Origin of the sequence: Pseudarthrobacter oxydans (genome assembly GCF_013314975.1) — a bacterium.
In the GTDB taxonomy this organism is placed as follows: domain Bacteria; phylum Actinomycetota; class Actinomycetes; order Actinomycetales; family Micrococcaceae; genus Arthrobacter; species Arthrobacter oxydans.
In genome coordinates this window covers 65,006-80,680 of the sequence record NZ_JABTYH010000022.1, presented here as the reverse complement: position 1 = coordinate 80,680, position 15,675 = coordinate 65,006, and the positions used below count along the sequence as shown (strand labels likewise).

The 15,675-nt window shown below is 66.0% G+C and carries 12 protein-coding genes and 2 riboswitches; of the genes, 4 read left to right on the top strand and 8 right to left on the bottom strand.

Going from position 1 to position 15,675, the window contains the following annotated elements; translation table 11 throughout:
• Nucleotides 1-105: 105 nt before the first annotated feature.
• Both HTS88_RS14620 and mmsB read right to left on the bottom strand, forming a co-directional pair.
• Nucleotides 106-1,590, bottom strand: a complete 1,485-nt coding sequence (locus HTS88_RS14620) for a CoA-acylating methylmalonate-semialdehyde dehydrogenase (RefSeq protein ID WP_174179581.1) — start codon at nucleotides 1,588-1,590, stop codon at nucleotides 106-108.
• A 61-nt stretch (nucleotides 1,591-1,651) separates the two neighbouring features.
• Nucleotides 1,652-2,554, bottom strand: coding sequence for a 3-hydroxyisobutyrate dehydrogenase (mmsB, locus tag HTS88_RS14615; RefSeq protein ID WP_174179579.1), 903 nt, complete (start codon nucleotides 2,552-2,554; stop codon nucleotides 1,652-1,654).
• A gap of 134 nt (nucleotides 2,555-2,688) precedes the next feature.
• Here mmsB and HTS88_RS14610 point away from each other — a divergent pair, with 134 nt between their 5' ends.
• Entirely contained in the window at nucleotides 2,689-3,588 is a 900-nt protein-coding gene (locus tag HTS88_RS14610; RefSeq protein WP_174179577.1) for a LysR family transcriptional regulator, read from the top strand.
• A gap of 56 nt (nucleotides 3,589-3,644) precedes the next feature.
• Here the strand turns inward: HTS88_RS14610 and HTS88_RS14605 are convergent, their stop codons facing one another.
• From HTS88_RS14605 to HTS88_RS14590, 4 genes are all read right to left on the bottom strand, one after another.
• On the bottom strand, nucleotides 3,645-4,763 hold the full coding sequence (locus HTS88_RS14605) for an alcohol dehydrogenase catalytic domain-containing protein (protein ID WP_174179575.1): 1,119 nt from the start codon (nucleotides 4,761-4,763) through the stop codon (nucleotides 3,645-3,647).
• Between the two features lie 113 nt (nucleotides 4,764-4,876).
• Entirely contained in the window at nucleotides 4,877-6,259 is a 1,383-nt protein-coding gene (locus HTS88_RS14600; protein ID WP_174179573.1) for an MFS transporter, read from the bottom strand.
• Nucleotides 6,260-6,440: 181 nt separating this feature from the next.
• On the bottom strand, nucleotides 6,441-7,556 hold the full coding sequence (metX, locus tag HTS88_RS14595) for a homoserine O-acetyltransferase MetX (protein WP_174179571.1): 1,116 nt from the start codon (nucleotides 7,554-7,556) through the stop codon (nucleotides 6,441-6,443).
• A gap of 12 nt (nucleotides 7,557-7,568) precedes the next feature.
• A riboswitch (SAM riboswitch) is annotated at nucleotides 7,569-7,684 on the bottom strand.
• A gap of 98 nt (nucleotides 7,685-7,782) precedes the next feature.
• Entirely contained in the window at nucleotides 7,783-9,108 is a 1,326-nt protein-coding gene (locus HTS88_RS14590; protein WP_174179569.1) for a bifunctional o-acetylhomoserine/o-acetylserine sulfhydrylase, read from the bottom strand.
• A 42-nt stretch (nucleotides 9,109-9,150) separates the two neighbouring features.
• Nucleotides 9,151-9,267: riboswitch (SAM riboswitch) on the bottom strand.
• 252 nt (nucleotides 9,268-9,519) lie between these two features.
• On the opposite strand from HTS88_RS14590, the gene HTS88_RS14585 reads away from it, so the two are divergent.
• The 3 genes from HTS88_RS14585 to HTS88_RS14575 all read left to right on the top strand — a co-directional run bounded on the left by HTS88_RS14585 (nucleotide 9,520) and on the right by HTS88_RS14575 (nucleotide 13,523).
• Nucleotides 9,520-11,100, top strand: a complete 1,581-nt coding sequence (locus HTS88_RS14585) for a S8 family peptidase (RefSeq protein WP_246256342.1) — start codon at nucleotides 9,520-9,522, stop codon at nucleotides 11,098-11,100.
• Nucleotides 11,101-11,216: 116 nt separating this feature from the next.
• Nucleotides 11,217-11,855, top strand: a complete 639-nt coding sequence (locus tag HTS88_RS14580; RefSeq protein ID WP_174179567.1) for a VOC family protein — start codon at nucleotides 11,217-11,219, stop codon at nucleotides 11,853-11,855.
• Nucleotides 11,856-12,083: 228 nt separating this feature from the next.
• Nucleotides 12,084-13,523, top strand: a complete 1,440-nt coding sequence (locus HTS88_RS14575) for an HNH endonuclease signature motif containing protein (RefSeq protein ID WP_174179565.1) — start codon at nucleotides 12,084-12,086, stop codon at nucleotides 13,521-13,523.
• Nucleotides 13,524-13,879: 356 nt separating this feature from the next.
• On the opposite strand, the gene HTS88_RS14570 is transcribed toward HTS88_RS14575, so the two are convergent.
• Entirely contained in the window at nucleotides 13,880-14,659 is a 780-nt protein-coding gene (locus HTS88_RS14570) for a CPBP family intramembrane glutamic endopeptidase (RefSeq protein ID WP_174179563.1), read from the bottom strand.
• A 188-nt stretch (nucleotides 14,660-14,847) separates the two neighbouring features.
• Nucleotides 14,848-15,636, bottom strand: coding sequence for a DeoR/GlpR family DNA-binding transcription regulator (locus HTS88_RS14565; protein ID WP_174179561.1), 789 nt, complete (start codon nucleotides 15,634-15,636; stop codon nucleotides 14,848-14,850).
• Between the last annotated feature and the right edge of the window lie 39 nt (nucleotides 15,637-15,675).

The following is a 15,675-nucleotide window of genomic DNA, read 5'->3' as shown; positions in this document are numbered from 1 at the left end:
TACAGCAACGGTGAACTGTCCGTTGAGGAGTACATGGCCCGCCGCAGCGAGATCATGGACGGCTAGGGCACAGCGGGCGTCCGTCTCTTCAGTCGAACTCCTGGCTTAGTCCACCTGGGGGAAGCCCAGGTCGATGACTGAGGTCGCCGGGTCCGGCCACCGGGTGGTCACTACCTTGCCGCGCGTGTAGAACCGGATACTGTCCGGCCCGTACATGTGGGTGTCACCGAACAGGGAGTTCTTCCAGCCGCCAAAGGAGAAGGTGCCCACCGGCACCGGAATGGGCACATTGACGCCCACCATCCCGGCCTCCACGTCGAACTCGAACTGCCGCGCCGCACCGCCGTCGCGGGTGAAAATGGCAACCCCGTTGCCGAACTCGTTGTCGTTGACCAGGCGGACAGCGTCGCTGTAGCTGTCCACCCGGACCACGGACAGGACGGGGCCGAAAATCTCGTCGTCGTAGACCTTCATGCCGGGCTTGACGTGGTCCACCAGGCTGACGCCGATGAAGAACCCGTTCGAATCGAACTGCTGTGACCGGCCGTCAACAACCACCGTGGCACCCTCGCTTTCGGCCCCTGCAACATAGGAGGCCACCTTCTCGCGGTGTTCGGCGGTGATCAGGGGACCCATCTGGGACGCCGGGTCCGTTCCGGGGCCGATCTTCAGGGTGGCCATCCTGCTCTTGATGGCAGCCACGAGGTCATCGGCGATGTTCCCGACGGCGACGAGCACGCTCACCGCCATGCAGCGCTCACCAGCAGAGCCGTAGGCGGCGGAGATGGCGGCGTCGGCTGCCATGTCCAGGTCCGCATCAGGCAGGACCACCATGTGGTTCTTGGCGCCGCCAAGGGCCTGGACCCGTTTGCCGTGGTCGGCTGCCCGCTTGTAGATCGATTGTGCGATGGGTGTGGAGCCAACGAAGCTGACTGCTTTGACGTCCGGGTGTTCGAGCAGGGTGTCCACCGCCTCCTTGTCGCCCTGGACCACGTTCAGCACGCCGGCCGGGAGTCCGGCTTCCGCGAAGACCTCTGCGATGAACACGGCCGAGGACGGGTCCTTCTCGCTGGGTTTCAAAAGCACTGTGTTGCCGCATGCCAGGGCGCTGCCGATCATCCAGAGCGGCACCATGGCCGGAAAGTTGAACGGCGTAATGCAGGCCACCACGCCCACAGGCTGCCGGACGGAGTGGACATCCACACCGCTGGACACCTGCTCGGAGCGTTCTCCCTTGAGCATGTGGGACAGACCGGTGGCGAACTCGATGTTCTCAAGGCCGCGGGAGATCTCCCCTTCGGCATCCGAGAGCACTTTTCCGTGCTCGCTGGTCAGGATGGCGGCGAGCACGGGCTTGCGCTCGTTGAGGATTTCGCGGACACGGAAAAAGATGTTGGTCCGCTTGGCAAGGCTCGCGGCCCGCCAGGCCGGCAGCGCGGCTTTGGCCGCGGCGATGGCTTCCTCCACCCTGTCCGCGGAGGCCAGGGCCACCTGCTTGTCCTGCTCTCCGGTGGCGGGGTTGAAGACGGGGCCGAAGCGCTCGGCATCGGTGACGAGGCTGCCGTTGATGTAATGCGGGATGGTCTGCACGGAGGTCTCTTTCTAAGGCGTTCAGATGGCTGTGGTGTGGACGGCGGGTTCGCGGAAACAGCTACTTCGCTGCATCGAGCGAGCCGTCGGCAAGCTTGATGATCATGGAGCAGTCCTTGCCGGCGTCACCGGCGTCGATAAGGCGCTGGTACAGCTGCTGCACATGCCGGCCGATTTCTAGCGGCGTTCCCGTGTCCTCCGCGGCGCGGATGGCCAGTCCGATGTCCTTGTTCGCCAGTTCGGCGGTGAACGTGGGTGCGAAGCCGTTGTTGGATGCGGCAGTGGGAACGACACCGGGTACGGGGTACCAGGTGCGCAGGGCCCAGCTGTCTCCGGAGGAAACCGAGGCGATGTCCCAGAAGACTTTCTTGTCCAGGCCCAGCCTGTCCGCCAGCACGGCACCCTCGGCCGTGGACGCCAGGTTGATCAGGAGCATCAGGTTGTTGCAGATCTTGGCCGCCTGTCCCGTAGTGGCACCCCCGGTGGGGATGATGTTGGCGGCCATCGGCTCGATGAAGCGGCTGGCGTCGGCCACGGCATCCGCCTCGCCGCCCACCATGAACGTCAGCGTTCCTGCCTTGGCGCCGCTCATCCCGCCCGACACCGGGGCGTCGACGAAGCGGAAGCCGGCGGCAGCGGCGGCGTCGTGCAGTTCCTTCGCGGCTGCGATATCGATGGTGGAGGAATCTATGAGGAGGGTGCGGGTATCGGCGTGCGCCAGCACCCCGTCGCCGCCCAGGTAGACAGCCTTGGCGTGCTCGCCTTTCGGAAGCATGGTGAACACGGCGTCCGCGCCCGCGACCGCCTCGGCGATGCTCCCCGCGGGCTTTACCCCACCGGCCTCTGCCGCGGCCAGGGCTGCCGGGTTGAGGTCGAACCCCCTCACGTCATGCCCTGCCTTTGCCAGGTTCGCCGACATGGACCCGCCCATGTTCCCCAAACCAATCCAACCAATTACTGCCATGGCTTAAGCTCCTTTGCTGTGCCTCCGGCCGGCGGCCGTAAAGTCTGTGTCCACCATCACACCCCGCTATAGTGCAATCAAGGGAAAAAATCACAGATGGCATGTGCACTGATGCACATAGATGGGAGGCAGGCATGGCGCAGCTGCCGAGTCCGGACGACCTGCTGATCCTGCTGACAGTGGCCCGGCTGGGGCGCTTCAACGCCGTCGCCGAAACGCTGGGCACAACGCACACCACCATTTCGCGCCGGATCCTGGCCCTCGACAGGCAGCTGGGCGGCCGCACCCTGGAGCGCAGCCCGCATGGGTGGGAACTGACGGAGCTCGGAGCTTCGGCCGTCGCCGCGGCGGAAAGGATCGAGGAAACACTGGGTTCACTGGCCGCTGCCACAAGCCAGGACCGGGACGCTCTCTCCGGCATGGTGCGCATCAGCACCTCGGACGGTTTCGGCGCCGAATTCGTCACGCCCGCGCTGGTCCGCCTGCAACAGCGGCATCCACTGCTGAACGTGGAAATGTTGAGCGCCACGCGCAGGGTCAGCCAGAACCGCTCCGGCGTGGACCTTGAGGTGGTGGTGGGCCGCACCGACGTGAGCAACGCCCAGGCCATCTTCCTGACCAACTACTTCCTCCGGCTTTACGCCAGCCCCGCCTACGCGGCGGAGCACGGCCTGCCGGGAACGCCCGACGGCGTGGGGCAGCACGGCTTCGTCTCTTACGTTGAGTCGGCGCTCCAGGTGGCCGAACTGGGGCACCGGTCCTCGCAGCTGCCGATGCCGAAGTCCAGCTTCCAAGCGACGAGCATTTTTGCCCAAGTCGAGGCGGTCCGCCGGGGCGCCGGGATCGGGCTGCTGCCGAACTTCATGGTGGCGCGCAACCCGGATTTCGTTCCGGTACTCCCCGAAGCGTTCCAGCGCCAGGTCCCCATCTGGGCCGTGGCCCGCCCGGAGTCGCTGCGGTCCGCGCGGGTGCAGGCCGTGATCGGCGCGCTCCAGCATGAGGTGGCGGAGCGCCAGGATCTGCTGGCCGCCTGAGCTGCTGTTGGGACACTGCGCTGTTGACAACCCGGGTAGTGGCCGGCGTGCCGGTTTCACGCCTGGAAGAGCCGCCTCACCACCTGCCCGGCTGCGAGGGCATCAAGGCCTTCGTTGATCTCCGCGAGGGGCCTGGTGTCCGTGTGCAGCAGCTCAACGGGGAGCCTGCCCTCGCGCCAGTACCCCAGGTAGAGGGGAATGTCCCGGTCCGGGACGGCATCGCCCATGTAGGAGCCCAGCAGCCGCTTGCCCGCGCCGGCAAACTGCAGCGCAGGCACCGTCAGCTCCGCGGTGGGGTGCGGCAGGCCGACGGAAACCACGGCGCCGCCCCTCGTCACATGCCCGAGGCAGGACGCAATCACCCTTGCCGAGCCCACGGCCTCGACCGCGATGTCCACACCGTCACCGGCGGCTTCCGCGATCAGGCGGCCGGCGTCCTCCGGAGTCCCCACCGCGGTTGCCCCACACTTCAGGGCAAGTCCGTGCTTGGCCGTGTTCGGATCAATGGCAATGACGGCGGAGGCACCGGCGAGCGCGGCAGCCATAACGGCCGAAAGCCCCACGGCACCGAGACCGAAAACGGCGATGGACTGGCCCTCCCGGATGTCGGCCGTGTTGAGGACGGCACCCATTCCGGTGAGCACGGCGCAACCGAACATCGCCGCGACTGTGTCGGGGACGTCGTCGTCGATCACCACCACTGATTCGCGGGCCACCACCGCGTAATCCGCGAACGCCGAAACCCCCAGGTGGTGGTTGATCCGCTCCCCCGCAGGCGTGCGCAGCAGCGCCTCGCCGTGCAGAAGGTCCCCGGAGCCGTTGACCTCCGCTGCCCGGTGGCAGAGCGCGGGCCGCCCCGCCAGGCAGGCGCGGCAGGAACCGCAACTGGGGACGAAAACGAGGACAACGTGGTCCCCCACCGCAACGTCGGTGACGCCCTCACCCACCGCCGCCACACGTCCCACGGCCTCGTGCCCCAGTGCCATGGGAAGCGGCCGGACGCGGGATCCGTCCACGACTGACAGGTCTGAGTGGCACAGGCTGGAGTAGGTGACGGTGACACCCAGCTCGCCGGCGCGGGGTTCGGGACGGCTGAGCTCCTGGACCACCAGCGGCTGCGCTTCGGCATAGCTGGTGCCGGGAGGGACTGTGGAATAGAGGACTGCTGCTCGCATGGTGTTCCTGACTTTATGGTTGTCAACAGGCAGCTGCCCGGCCCTGCGCTGCGTGCAGGTCCGGGCAGCTGCCGTGTCCGTGATGCTGTGCCGTGGGGACTGCTTCCTGACGGCTATTTCTTGGCTGCGGCCAGAAGGTCGGCGGTGCCCTGGGCGTCGGCGGCATCAACGTCATGCAGCGAGATACCGCGGGTTTCCTTGAGGAAGAACACTGAGATCGCAGTCACCACGCAGGCGCCCAGGAGGTAGAACGCAACCGGAACGGACGAGCCGAAGCTGCCCAGCAGCGAGCTGGCGATGATGGGCGCCAGCGAGCCGGCCACGATGGAGGTCACCTGGTAGCCGAGGGAAACGCCCGAATACCGCATGCGGGTGGGGAACATTTCGGCCATGATGGACGGCTGGCCGGCGTACATGAGGGCGTGGAACAGCAGGCCGATGGTGATGGCCGCCAGGATAACCATGTCATTGCCGGTGTCCATCATGGGGAAGGCGAAGAAGCCCCAGGTTCCGGCGAGGATTGCACCGGCCATGTATACCGGGCGGCGTCCCAGGGAATCGGACATCTTGCCCACCAGGGGTACTGCGCAGAAGTGGATGAAGTGTGCCACCAGCAGGAGGAGCAGGATGCGGGAGGTGTCCGTCTGCACAACCACCTTCAGGTAGGTGATGGAGAACGTGACCACGAGGTAGTAAAGGATGTTCTCCGCGAAGCGCAGGCCCATGGCGGTGAACACGCCGCGAGGGTACCGGCGGAAGACTTCGGCAACACCGTAGCCCTTGTTCTCGACAGTGACTTCCTTGCGGGCCTCCAGGAAGATCGGCGCGTCCTGGACCTTGGTGCGGATGTAGTAGCCGATGATGACGATCACTGCGGAGAGCCAGAAGGCTACGCGCCAGCCCCAGCCGAGGAAGGCTTCCGGGGAGAGGGTGGAGGACAGGGTGAACAGCACGGCGGTGGCGAGCAGGTTGCCCATGGGGACAGCGGACTGCGGCCAGCTTGACCAGAAGCCGCGGGACTTGTTCGGGCTGTGCTCGGCGACGAGGAGCACAGCGCCGCCCCATTCGCCGCCCACCGCGAAGCCCTGGACGAAGCGCAGGAACACCAGCAGCGCCGGCGCCCAGTAGCCGATCTGCGCAAAGGTCGGCAGGCAGCCCATGAGGAAGGTGGCAACACCCACCAGGATGATGCTCAGCTGCAGCAGCTGCTTGCGGCCGAACTTGTCGCCGAAGTGGCCGAAGACGATGCCGCCGATGGGGCGGGCAACGAAGCCGACCGCATAGGTGACGAAGGCTGCGATAATGCCGTCCAGCTCGGTTCCGGAGTTGGGGAAGAACAGCTTGCCGAACACCAGAGTGGCGGCGGAGGCGTAGAGGAAGAACTCGTACCACTCAACCACGGTGCCGGCCATGGAGGCCGTGACGACCTTCTTCAGGCCTGAGGACTTGACGTCGGTTTCCTCGGGCCGCCGCGCGGCGGACTTTTCCGTACTCATTGATGAACTCCTTCGGCGTCTTCTTCGACACCACTGGGACAGTCTGAGGCGGATACGTGTGATTTTGGCCACGAACCGCCGGGTCCCAACGAGTATGGTCCGCCTGAACGCCAAGCTCAACGGCGAATCATGCAGAGGCTATCTGCATAAATGCACATTTACCTGCCTGTGAGGGGCAGCCTTAAGCCGAAAGGTGCGCCCTCAGCTGGCGGCCCAGCTGGCCTATTTCGGTCAGGAAGCCGTCATGGCCTATCGGAGCTTCAATGACGTGGACGTCCACTTCTCCCGGCAGGGCGGCGGCAAGTTCCCGGGACTGGGCCGGGAAGTAGAGCCGGTCAGAATCCACGGCTGCCACGAAGAAGCGCGCACCCGACCGCGCCAGGGTCTCGGGAAGCGGCCCCCGGCCCCGGCAGATGTCGTGGCTCATCAGGGCCTCGGTGATGGCGATGTAGCTGTTGGCATCAAACCGCCGGACCAGTTTGTTTCCCTGGTGGTCCAGGTAGCTTTCCACCTGGTAGCGTCCGCGGGCGGCCAGGACACCACCCTGCAGGGGCGACTCCGGAGCCTGCGGTTCGCGGCCGAACCTGCCTTCGAGTTCCGCCGCTGAGCGGTAGGTGATGTGCGCGATCCGCCGGGCCAGGGCCAGCCCGTCCTCCGGGAAGGGGCCGCCGTAATAGTCGCCGCCCTTGAAATTCGCATCCTGGCGGATCGCCAGGGTCTGCGCCTGGGCGAAGGCAATCTGCTCGGCCGTGCTTGCGGCCCCCACGGAGATCACCGCGCAGCGCTGCACCCGCTCCGGGAACGTGATGGCCCACTCAAGTGCGCGGGCTCCGCCCATGGAACCTCCGAGCACCGCAAACCAGCTCCTGATCCCCAGCTGGTCAGCCAGGCGGGCCTCTGCCACAGTGCTGTCCCGCAGCGTGACCAGGGGAAACCGGGATCCCCAGGGAGCCCCGTCCGGTGCCGGCGACGACGGACCGGTGGACCCGTAACAGCCGCCCACAATGTTGATGGACACCACAAAGAAACGGTCCGTGTCCACGGGCGCACCCGGCCCTGCAAGCTGCTCCCACCAGCCCGGTTCGTCGGTGTCGCCGCGGGTCACGTGGGTGCTGCCGGTCAGCGCGTGTTCAATCAGGACTGCATTGCTGGCATCCGCGTTAAGGGTGCCCCAGGTTTCGTAGGCCAGCGTGACGTCGGGCAGGTAGCCGCCGGCTTCAAGTTCCAGCCCCCCAACGGAGGCATAGCGGACAATTCCGTGTTCGGGGACGGTGGTACGGGTGACGGTAACCGTCATGGCAAGACCTCTTCTACGCGCTTGCCCGCCGTCGAATGACCGGCAGGCCAGGTCTTCACCCGGGGCACCCCACCGCGGAAGGAGGGTTGCCGGCCAGCAAGCCGGGGCTGTCACTGGCACTCATGACCTTGTTCGAGTGTACGAAACAGCCCCCGCCTGCTGCCAAGAGTGTGACTGGTTGTGACTTCCCCGGCTTGCCGCCGCAGTCGCTTCCCTGGGCGTCCGGCTAGGCTCCGGTAGCGTCCTTCGCTGCCCGGAAGCCCGCTTCCAGGTCCGCCAGGATGTCATCAATGTGTTCGATGCCCACGGACAACCGGACCAGCCCGGGGGTTACGCCGGCAACAGCCTGCTGCTCCGGGGTCAGCTGGCTGTGGGTGGTCGACGCCGGGTGGATGACAAGGGAACGGACGTCGCCGATGTTCGCCACATGCGAGTGCAGCTCCAGCGCGTCCACGAAGCGCTTGCCCGCCTCGGCTCCGCCAGCGAGGTTGAAGGACACAATCGCGCCCGTGCCCTTGGGGCCATACTTGCGGCCCCGCTCGTACCACGGGCTGGAGGGCAGCCCCGCATAGGCGACGGATTCGACGTCGTCCCTTCCTTCCAGCCAGCGCGCCACTTCCGTGGCGTTGGCAACGTGCCGTTCCACGCGCAGGCTCAACGTCTCAAGGCCCTGTGCGATCAGGAATGCATTAAACGGGGAGACGGCGGAGCCCAGGTCCCGGAGCAGCTGGACGCGGGCCTTGAGGATGTAGGACAGGTTGGCGCCCAGGGCACCGTCCTTGCCGAGGTCCCTGGCGTACACCAGCCCGTTGTAGGTGGGGTCCGGGGTGTTGAAGCCCGGGAACTTTGCGGGGTCCTTGCCGAAGTCGAAGTTGCCTGAGTCCACGATCACGCCGGCGATCGCGGAGCCGTGGCCGCCCAGGTACTTGGTTGCCGAATGGACAACGATGTCCGCTCCCCATTCCAGAGGCCGGATCAGGTACGGGGTGGACAGGGTGTTGTCCACGATTAGGGGCACACCGGCTTCGTGTGCCACCTGGGAGATGCCTTCGATGTCCAGGACGTCCTGCCGGGGGTTGGACACCACTTCGCCGAAGAACAGCTTGGTGTTGGGCTGCACTGCTGTGCGCCACTGCTCCAGGTTGTCCGGGTCGGCCACGAAGGTCACGGAAATGCCGAACTTCTTCAGGGTATGGGCGAACAGGTTGTAAGTCCCGCCGTACAGGCTGGGGCTGGCAACGATATGGTCCCCCGCCTCGGCGATATTGAGGACGGCGAAGGTCTCGGCCGCCTGGCCTGAACTCAGCAGCAGTGCCCCCAGCCCGCCTTCAAGGCTGGCGATCCGCTGTTCCACGGCCTCCTGGGTGGGGTTGCCGATGCGGGTATAGATGGGTGCCAGTTCAGCAAGGGCAAAGCGGTTGGCGGCGCTCTCGGCGCTGGGGAACACGAAGGACGTGGTCTGGTAGATAGGGAGTGCCCGGGCGCCCGTGGCACTGTCCGGCTCCTGTCCTGCATGGATCTGGCGGGTTTCGAATGACCATCCGTTGGACAATTAAGGCTCCTTTGACTGGGCCCGGCATGCTCGAAGCACCGCGGGCCGCGCTTGCCATCCGGCCGTTTACCGGACAGCCAGGTCCTCACCCGGGGCACCCCACCGCGGAAGGAGGGTTGCCGGCCAGCGAGCCGGGGCTTGGCGCTGGCGCTCATGACCTGAGCCCAGTGTAGGAACAGCGGGTGTCCGCCGCCATGAGTGTGACCGGTTGTGACTTCCGGCCCTGGTCCGGGGCGGGATTGTCCTCACGCAGGGCGGGTGGAGAGGCCCCGGATGTTGATTTCCCAAGGTTCCACAGGAGATGCGCAGGATTGCGCGAAGTTTGGCCGTTTGACGCCGGTCCTCCGTTAGATTTGAGCCGGGAAATCGTCACCCGGCAGTTCTCCTCAGACACCAAAGGAACACATTCCGTTGCCCCAGTTCTTGCGCCTGGCACGTCGCGCCGTCCTTCTCTCCGCCGTCGCCCTCTGCTCAAGCGCGGTGGCAGCAGCGTCCTGGCCGGCACCCGCCGCGGACGCCGCCCCCGCTGCGCCTGTTGCCTCGCCGGCAAACGACGGCGGCCGCTACCTTGTCCAATTCGCCCCGGGAAGGGACGTCCCGGCCGAGGCGGCGGCCCTCCGCGCCCAGGGAATCGGTGTCACCCGGACATTTACGAAGGCCGTGAAGGGCGCCGCCATCGAGGCCAGCGCGGCGCAGGCTGCCGCCCTGCTCCGCTCCGGCCGGGCGGCAGCAGTGGAGCCGGACCACGCCGTCACTGTCTCCGAGACGCAGCGCAACGCCCCGTGGGGGCTCGACCGGATTGACCAGCAGGCTCTTCCCCTTTCCACCACTTACACTCCTGCTGGCACCGGCCAGGGCATCAGGGTCTACGTCGTGGACACTGGGATCCTCGCGTCACATGTCGATTTCGGCGGCCGTGTCACGGCGGGGTGGACATTCAAGGCTGACGGCTTGGGATCAAGCGACTGCAACGGACATGGCACGCACGTGGCAGGAGTAATCGGCGGCACCGTCCATGGTGTGGCCAAATCCGCCACCCTCATTCCGGTGCGGGCTTTGGCGTGTGATGGCTCCGGCCTCTACTCGGACATCATCGCAGGGCTCGACTGGATTGCAGGGCAACACCGGCCTGGCACTCCCGCCGTCGTCAACCTGAGTGTCGGCGGCCCCACCAGCAGCGTGCTCGACGCAGCAGTCCAGTCCATCATCTCCAACGGCATGCCTGCCATCGTGGCTGCAGGCAATTCCGCTACGGACGCATGTTTTACTTCCCCGGCACGCACTTCAGCGGCCATCACGGTGGCTGCCAGCGATTCGTCCGACAGGCAGGCCTCCTTCTCCAACTTCGGCAAATGCGTGGACCTCTACGCGCCGGGTGTCGGCATCAGCTCCACCTGGCACACGACGACGACGGCCACAGCCTCGCTCGGCGGAACGTCCATGGCCACTCCCCATGTGGCTGGCGCTGCCGCACTGCTTCTCTCGAAAAACCCTGCGCTGACCCCGGCCCAGGTTACCGAAAAGATCGTTACCTCTGGTGCCACCGGAAAAGTCACGGGCGCCGCCACCGGAACGCCAAACCGGCTTCTGTACATCGAGCCCAGCTACCCGGCAGCAGGAGCCTTTTCACCCCAGGCTCCCTTCCGGCAACTCGACACCCGCAACGGCACCGGAGGCACCACCGGCCCCGTCGCCCCCGGAGCCACCATCCGGGTACCCGTCACCGGCCGCGGAGGCATCCCCGCAACCGGCGTCTCCGCCGTCGCAATCAACGTCACCGCCACCTCCCCCACCAGCTTCGGCAACATCACCGTCCACGCCGGCGGCACCACCGCCCCCGGCACCTCAAACCTCAACTTCACACCCGGCGACACCACACCCAACCTCGTCATCAGCCCCGTCGCCAACGACGGAACCATCGCCCTGACCAACAACTCCAGCGGCACCGTCCACCTCATCGCCGACACCTCCGGCTACTACATCCGGGGTTGATGCCAGCCGTGCCCTTGCGCCGGTTGTTGGCGGGAAGTTGAGCACGGCTGCCGCCAAAAATCCCAGTAAGGCTACCCTTAGCTGAGAGCCCGATCACAAAGTGCCAAGATGTTGCCATGCGCATGGATCACGTCTCTTACGCCTGTGAACACGATGGCCTGGCTGCCACCACCGAACGTATTTCCTCTGCCCTCGGAGTTGAGGCAGTGAAGGGTGGAGTGCACCCGCGGTTCGGAACCCGGAATATGATCATCCCGCTTGCGGGGCACAAGTACCTTGAGGTCGTTGAGGTCCTGGACCACCCGGCTTCTGACAAGGCCCCCTTTGGCCAGGCAGTGCGGGCACGCTCCGCCGCAGGTGGCGGATGGATGGGCTGGTGCGTCGAAGTGGACGACCTCGCCCCCTTCGAGGAACGCCTGGGACGCTCGGCAGTCAACGGCAACCGCAAATTCCCTGACGGCCGCGAACTCGTGTGGAAGCAGATCGGCATCCTCGGCTTGATCGCGGACCCCCAGGTCCCGTACATGCTCAAGTGGGAGGGCGACCCTTCCCTGCACCCGTCCAACGCCTACGAGAGCAACGTCAAGATGAGCTGCCTCACCATTGCCGGATCGGCAGCCCGGGTGACCGAGTGGCTGGGTGAACCAGTGGAGAAGCCGCTGGAAGACGTAGCCGTGGAGTGGGTGGCGCCGCACGGAACCCCCGGGATCCTTTCGGTGACATTCGAGACCGCCAACGGGGCAGTCACCATCTGACGCTCCCCCCGCCTGCCCGGGCGTCCACGTCCGGGCACCAACATGGGCAGGAAATGCCTCCTGCCCGACAAAGCTTCGGCCGCCATCAGCAGGTGACAACGGCGTCACCCGCCGATGGCGGCCGAATTCGTCTCCTAGCTGCGTTCCAATGCGCAGAGCGCCACTGTGCTATCTCCCGGCTGCCCCAGGCCAAACGTCATTGTCGGACCCCCTTGGCAGGATGGGTTTATGGGCAGGAAAGCGGTGGCGAGGGCGTTTGCGGATATCAGGGCCGCCCTTGCCGTGCTCAACGCTGAGGTGGACGGGTGCGGTTCGGAGCCGTTCTCTGCTGCCGATCCGTTAGCCGGGCTGGCAGATGGGAGCCTGGACATCCTCGCCGGCGCCAGGGAGGCCGAAGCCGGGCTTGCAGGCCTGAAGGCCCGCGCTGCCATGAGATACGCCGGCACCGCCCATACCCTGGCGCCTCCCGGAATGCCGGTGCAGGGACAGGAAATGGCTGTGGCCGCCGAGATCGGGTGCGTGCTGGCCCTCGGGCCGCGGGCCGCCAGCACGTTCCTGTCCGTATCCCACGCGCTGACCACCACCCTGCCCCTGACCCTCGCGGCCCTGCACGCCGGCACGATCTCCTGGCAGCACGCCCTGGTCATGGTGGACGAGGCCGCAACCCTGGACCCGGCCGGGGTCGTCGCCCTGGAAGCCCACTTCCTCGACCCGGCCGTCCCTAAACCGCCCACCGCCGCAGCAATCGGCGAAATGCCGGCGCACCGGCTCCGGCACAAAGCTCGCACCTGGCGTGAACGCCACCACGTCGAATCCATCGAAAAGCGCCATGCCAAGGGGGTTGCTGAACGGCGGGTGGAATACCGGCCGGACCAGGACGGCATGGCCTGGCTCTCCGCTTGTTTGCCCGCGCACCAGGCGCTGGCAGGCTGGAACCGCCTTAACGCCCTCGCGCGGGCCGCACAAGGACCCAACGAACCCCGCACCCTCACCCAAATCCGGACCGACAAATTCGCCGAAGCCATCCTCACCAGCGGAACCAGTGCAACCTTCCATGCAGACAACAGTGCAGGTAACGGCGAGGAAGCAAGCGACAGCGACGGAGCCGGCGCAGGAACTGGTGCCGGCCTGCTTTCCCCGGGGATCCGGGCCCAGGTCCTGGTCACCGTGCCGGTGTTCTCGCTGATGGGCCTCACGGAGGAGCCGGCGGTGTTGGACGGGTTCGGCCCCGTTCCGCCGTCCATGGCACGGGACCTGGTTGCACACGGAGCAGACTCCTTTCACCGCGTCCTGGTCGATCCGAGGGACGGGGCGCCGTTGGAGATCGGCAGGAGCAGCTACCGGGTCACCAAAGCCATGCGGAACTGGCTCCGGCTTCGCGACGGCCAGTGTCCGTTCCCCGGCTGCAGCAACCCGTCTCTGGATAACGAGGCCGACCACCTCCTCGCCTGGCACCACGGCGGGACCACCGGGATCAGCAACCTCGGACAGCCCTGCCCGAAACACCACAAACTCCGGCACACCACCGGCTGGAAACCAACACCAGCCACCAAAAACCAACCACCCGGCTGGACCTCACCCACCGGACGCCACTACACAAGCGAACACCAGGACTGGGAACCACCCCACTGGCCAGAGTCTGCCCTTCGGCCATGCCCGCGCACCTGAAACCAGAGGAGCAGCGCCGGGAACGTCTCAGGGGGCAAGAACACCGCCAGCAGCCCTGCCCGCCCGTGCCCGCTGCTCGTGGCTGCCTCGCTGGCGACCTTCCGTGGCCAGAACCCCCACCGGAGGAATTACTACCTCCTTCGGAGGAGCCTGCGGGCGACAACCTTGTGGACCCTGACGACATCCCGGCTGATGACTGCCTCTGGGAGCACTTCTACGCTGCCCCGCCCGTCTTGGCGGAGGACCCGCTCAGGGAAGTGGAACCGGTACTGACCTAGATGTCACCTGATGCCCGTCGTTGTGCCCACCGGCCCCGCAGTCGTGCCCATCAATCCCCCGCCGTCGCCCCCAAGGATTCAGCCCAGCCCGACTGCCTTGCCGAACAGGCTGAAGCCCACGAAGGCCACAATATCCAGCAGCGCGTGGGCAATGACCAGCGGCATCACCCGCCGCGTTCGGGTATAGAGCCACGCGAAGACGATCCCCATCACCACGTTGCCGATAAAAGGACCGAAGCCCTGGTACAGGTGGTAGGTGCCGCGAAGCAGCGAGCTCGCCAGGATGGACAGCGGAATGCTCCAGCCGAACTTCCCAAAGCGGTTCATCAGGTATCCCACCACGATGACTTCCTCCACCACGGCATGGCGCATCGCGGACAGGATCAACACCGGCACCGTCCACCAGTACGCGTCCAGTGCGCTGGGGATGATGGCCGTGGTAATCCCCAGCGCCCTGCCTGCGGCGTAAAGCCCCAGGGAGGGGACGCCGATCAGCGCCGCCAAACCCAGGCCCTGGAGCAGATCCCGGCCGGGGCGGGCAAAATTGAAGCCAAGCTTGTGGAACGCTGACCCCGTATTACCGCCTTCGCCGGTCGCGGCCTGCCGATGGTCGGTAAGGAAGTAGAGCACCAGCAGCACCGGAACCAGCGCGAAAAGGATATCCAGCAGCTGGTACGTCAGGTCGAAGTATTCCCGGGTGCTCTGCGAGCGGTTGAGTGTGGAGGTGCCTTCCGCCAGCGGTGCACGGGTCATCTTGTCCAAGAGCTGAACCACGGAGTACACAGCAGACTGGCCCAGGGACAGGCCCAGGACAATCCAGACTTCAAACCGAAGGCGACGGCGGGAGGGAACCAGCATGCTCCCATCTTGCCTTCAGTTTCTGGATCCGGGCTGATTGCCCATCCAGTGTCACGCGGGTACCTGCCCGGCTGCCTCCAAGGGATCCGTCAGGCTTGGATCCGCAGGGCCCGGGACGCCAGCCAGTGCCTCCCATCCGGTGGCGACGAGCCAGCGCCGCGCCGCCGGTGCCGCCCAGCCAAAGCTGCTCAGCCGGCGGCGACGATCACTTCCGTGCCATTGGCTTCGAAGGCGGCCTTGTCCTTCGCCGAGATCCCGGAATCTGTGATCAGCCGGGTGAAGTTGTACCCGTCCATGGTGGCAAAGGCACGCACTCCGACCTTTGACGAGTCCGCCAGGACGTAGGAAACCCGTGCCCTGCTGGCTAGGAGGGCATTGACGGAGGCCTCACCCTCACCCGTATTGGTTGGCCCCACTTCGGGATCAATGCCGTTCACGCCGATGAAGGCGATGTCCAGCACCACCTTCTGCATGATGATGTCCGTATAGGGACCCACCAGCTCGTAGGAGCGTGGATTGAGGATCCCGCCCGTGACCATGACTTTGATGCTGGGCCGGACCGCCAGCTGCGAAGCGATGTTAATGGCGTTCGTGACCACTGTGAGGGTGGGCTGGTTGGATGGAGCGTTGAGGTCCTCGCGCGTGGCCAGGATCTGTGCCAGCGCGGTGCTGGTGGTCCCGCCGCACAATCCGATCACGGCACCGGGCGCTATCAGCGCAGAGGCAGCGTGGGCAATCTGCTCCTTGGCCTCGGCGTGGTCATCGCGGTTGTACCGGCCGGGCAAATCGTAGGCAAGGGCTCCCGTGGTGGCGCCGCCGCGGGTCCTGGTGAGGAGCCGGCGCTTGGCCAGGCTGTCCAGATCGCGCCGGGCGGTGGCTGGGGACACGTTCAGGGTGCTGACAATCTCTTCGACCTCCACCTGGCCGGTCCGTGCAAGGAGGTCAAGGATTGCCGTCAATCTGTCAGTGCGGGTCATGCAGGGCCTCCACGTACTCAAGCCACCACTCCAGATGAC

What these genes read in the sequence shown, in the direction of transcription:
- HTS88_RS14575 (WP_174179565.1), top strand. Translation starts at nt 12,084, where the DNA reads ATGGGCAGGAAAGCGGTGGCGAGGGCGTTTGCGGATATCAGGGCCGCC.
- HTS88_RS14580 (WP_174179567.1), top strand. Translation starts at nt 11,217, where the DNA reads ATGCGCATGGATCACGTCTCTTACGCCTGTGAACACGATGGCCTGGCT.
- HTS88_RS14570 (WP_174179563.1), bottom strand. Translation starts at nt 14,659, where the DNA reads ATGCTGGTTCCCTCCCGCCGTCGCCTTCGGTTTGAAGTCTGGATTGTC.
- HTS88_RS14610 (WP_174179577.1), top strand. Translation starts at nt 2,689, where the DNA reads ATGGCGCAGCTGCCGAGTCCGGACGACCTGCTGATCCTGCTGACAGTG.
- metX (WP_174179571.1), bottom strand. Translation starts at nt 7,556, where the DNA reads ATGACGGTTACCGTCACCCGTACCACCGTCCCCGAACACGGAATTGTC.
- HTS88_RS14605 (WP_174179575.1), bottom strand. Translation starts at nt 4,763, where the DNA reads ATGCGAGCAGCAGTCCTCTATTCCACAGTCCCTCCCGGCACCAGCTAT.
- HTS88_RS14565 (WP_174179561.1), bottom strand. Translation starts at nt 15,636, where the DNA reads ATGACCCGCACTGACAGATTGACGGCAATCCTTGACCTCCTTGCACGG.
- mmsB (WP_174179579.1), bottom strand. Translation starts at nt 2,554, where the DNA reads ATGGCAGTAATTGGTTGGATTGGTTTGGGGAACATGGGCGGGTCCATG.
- HTS88_RS14600 (WP_174179573.1), bottom strand. Translation starts at nt 6,259, where the DNA reads ATGAGTACGGAAAAGTCCGCCGCGCGGCGGCCCGAGGAAACCGACGTC.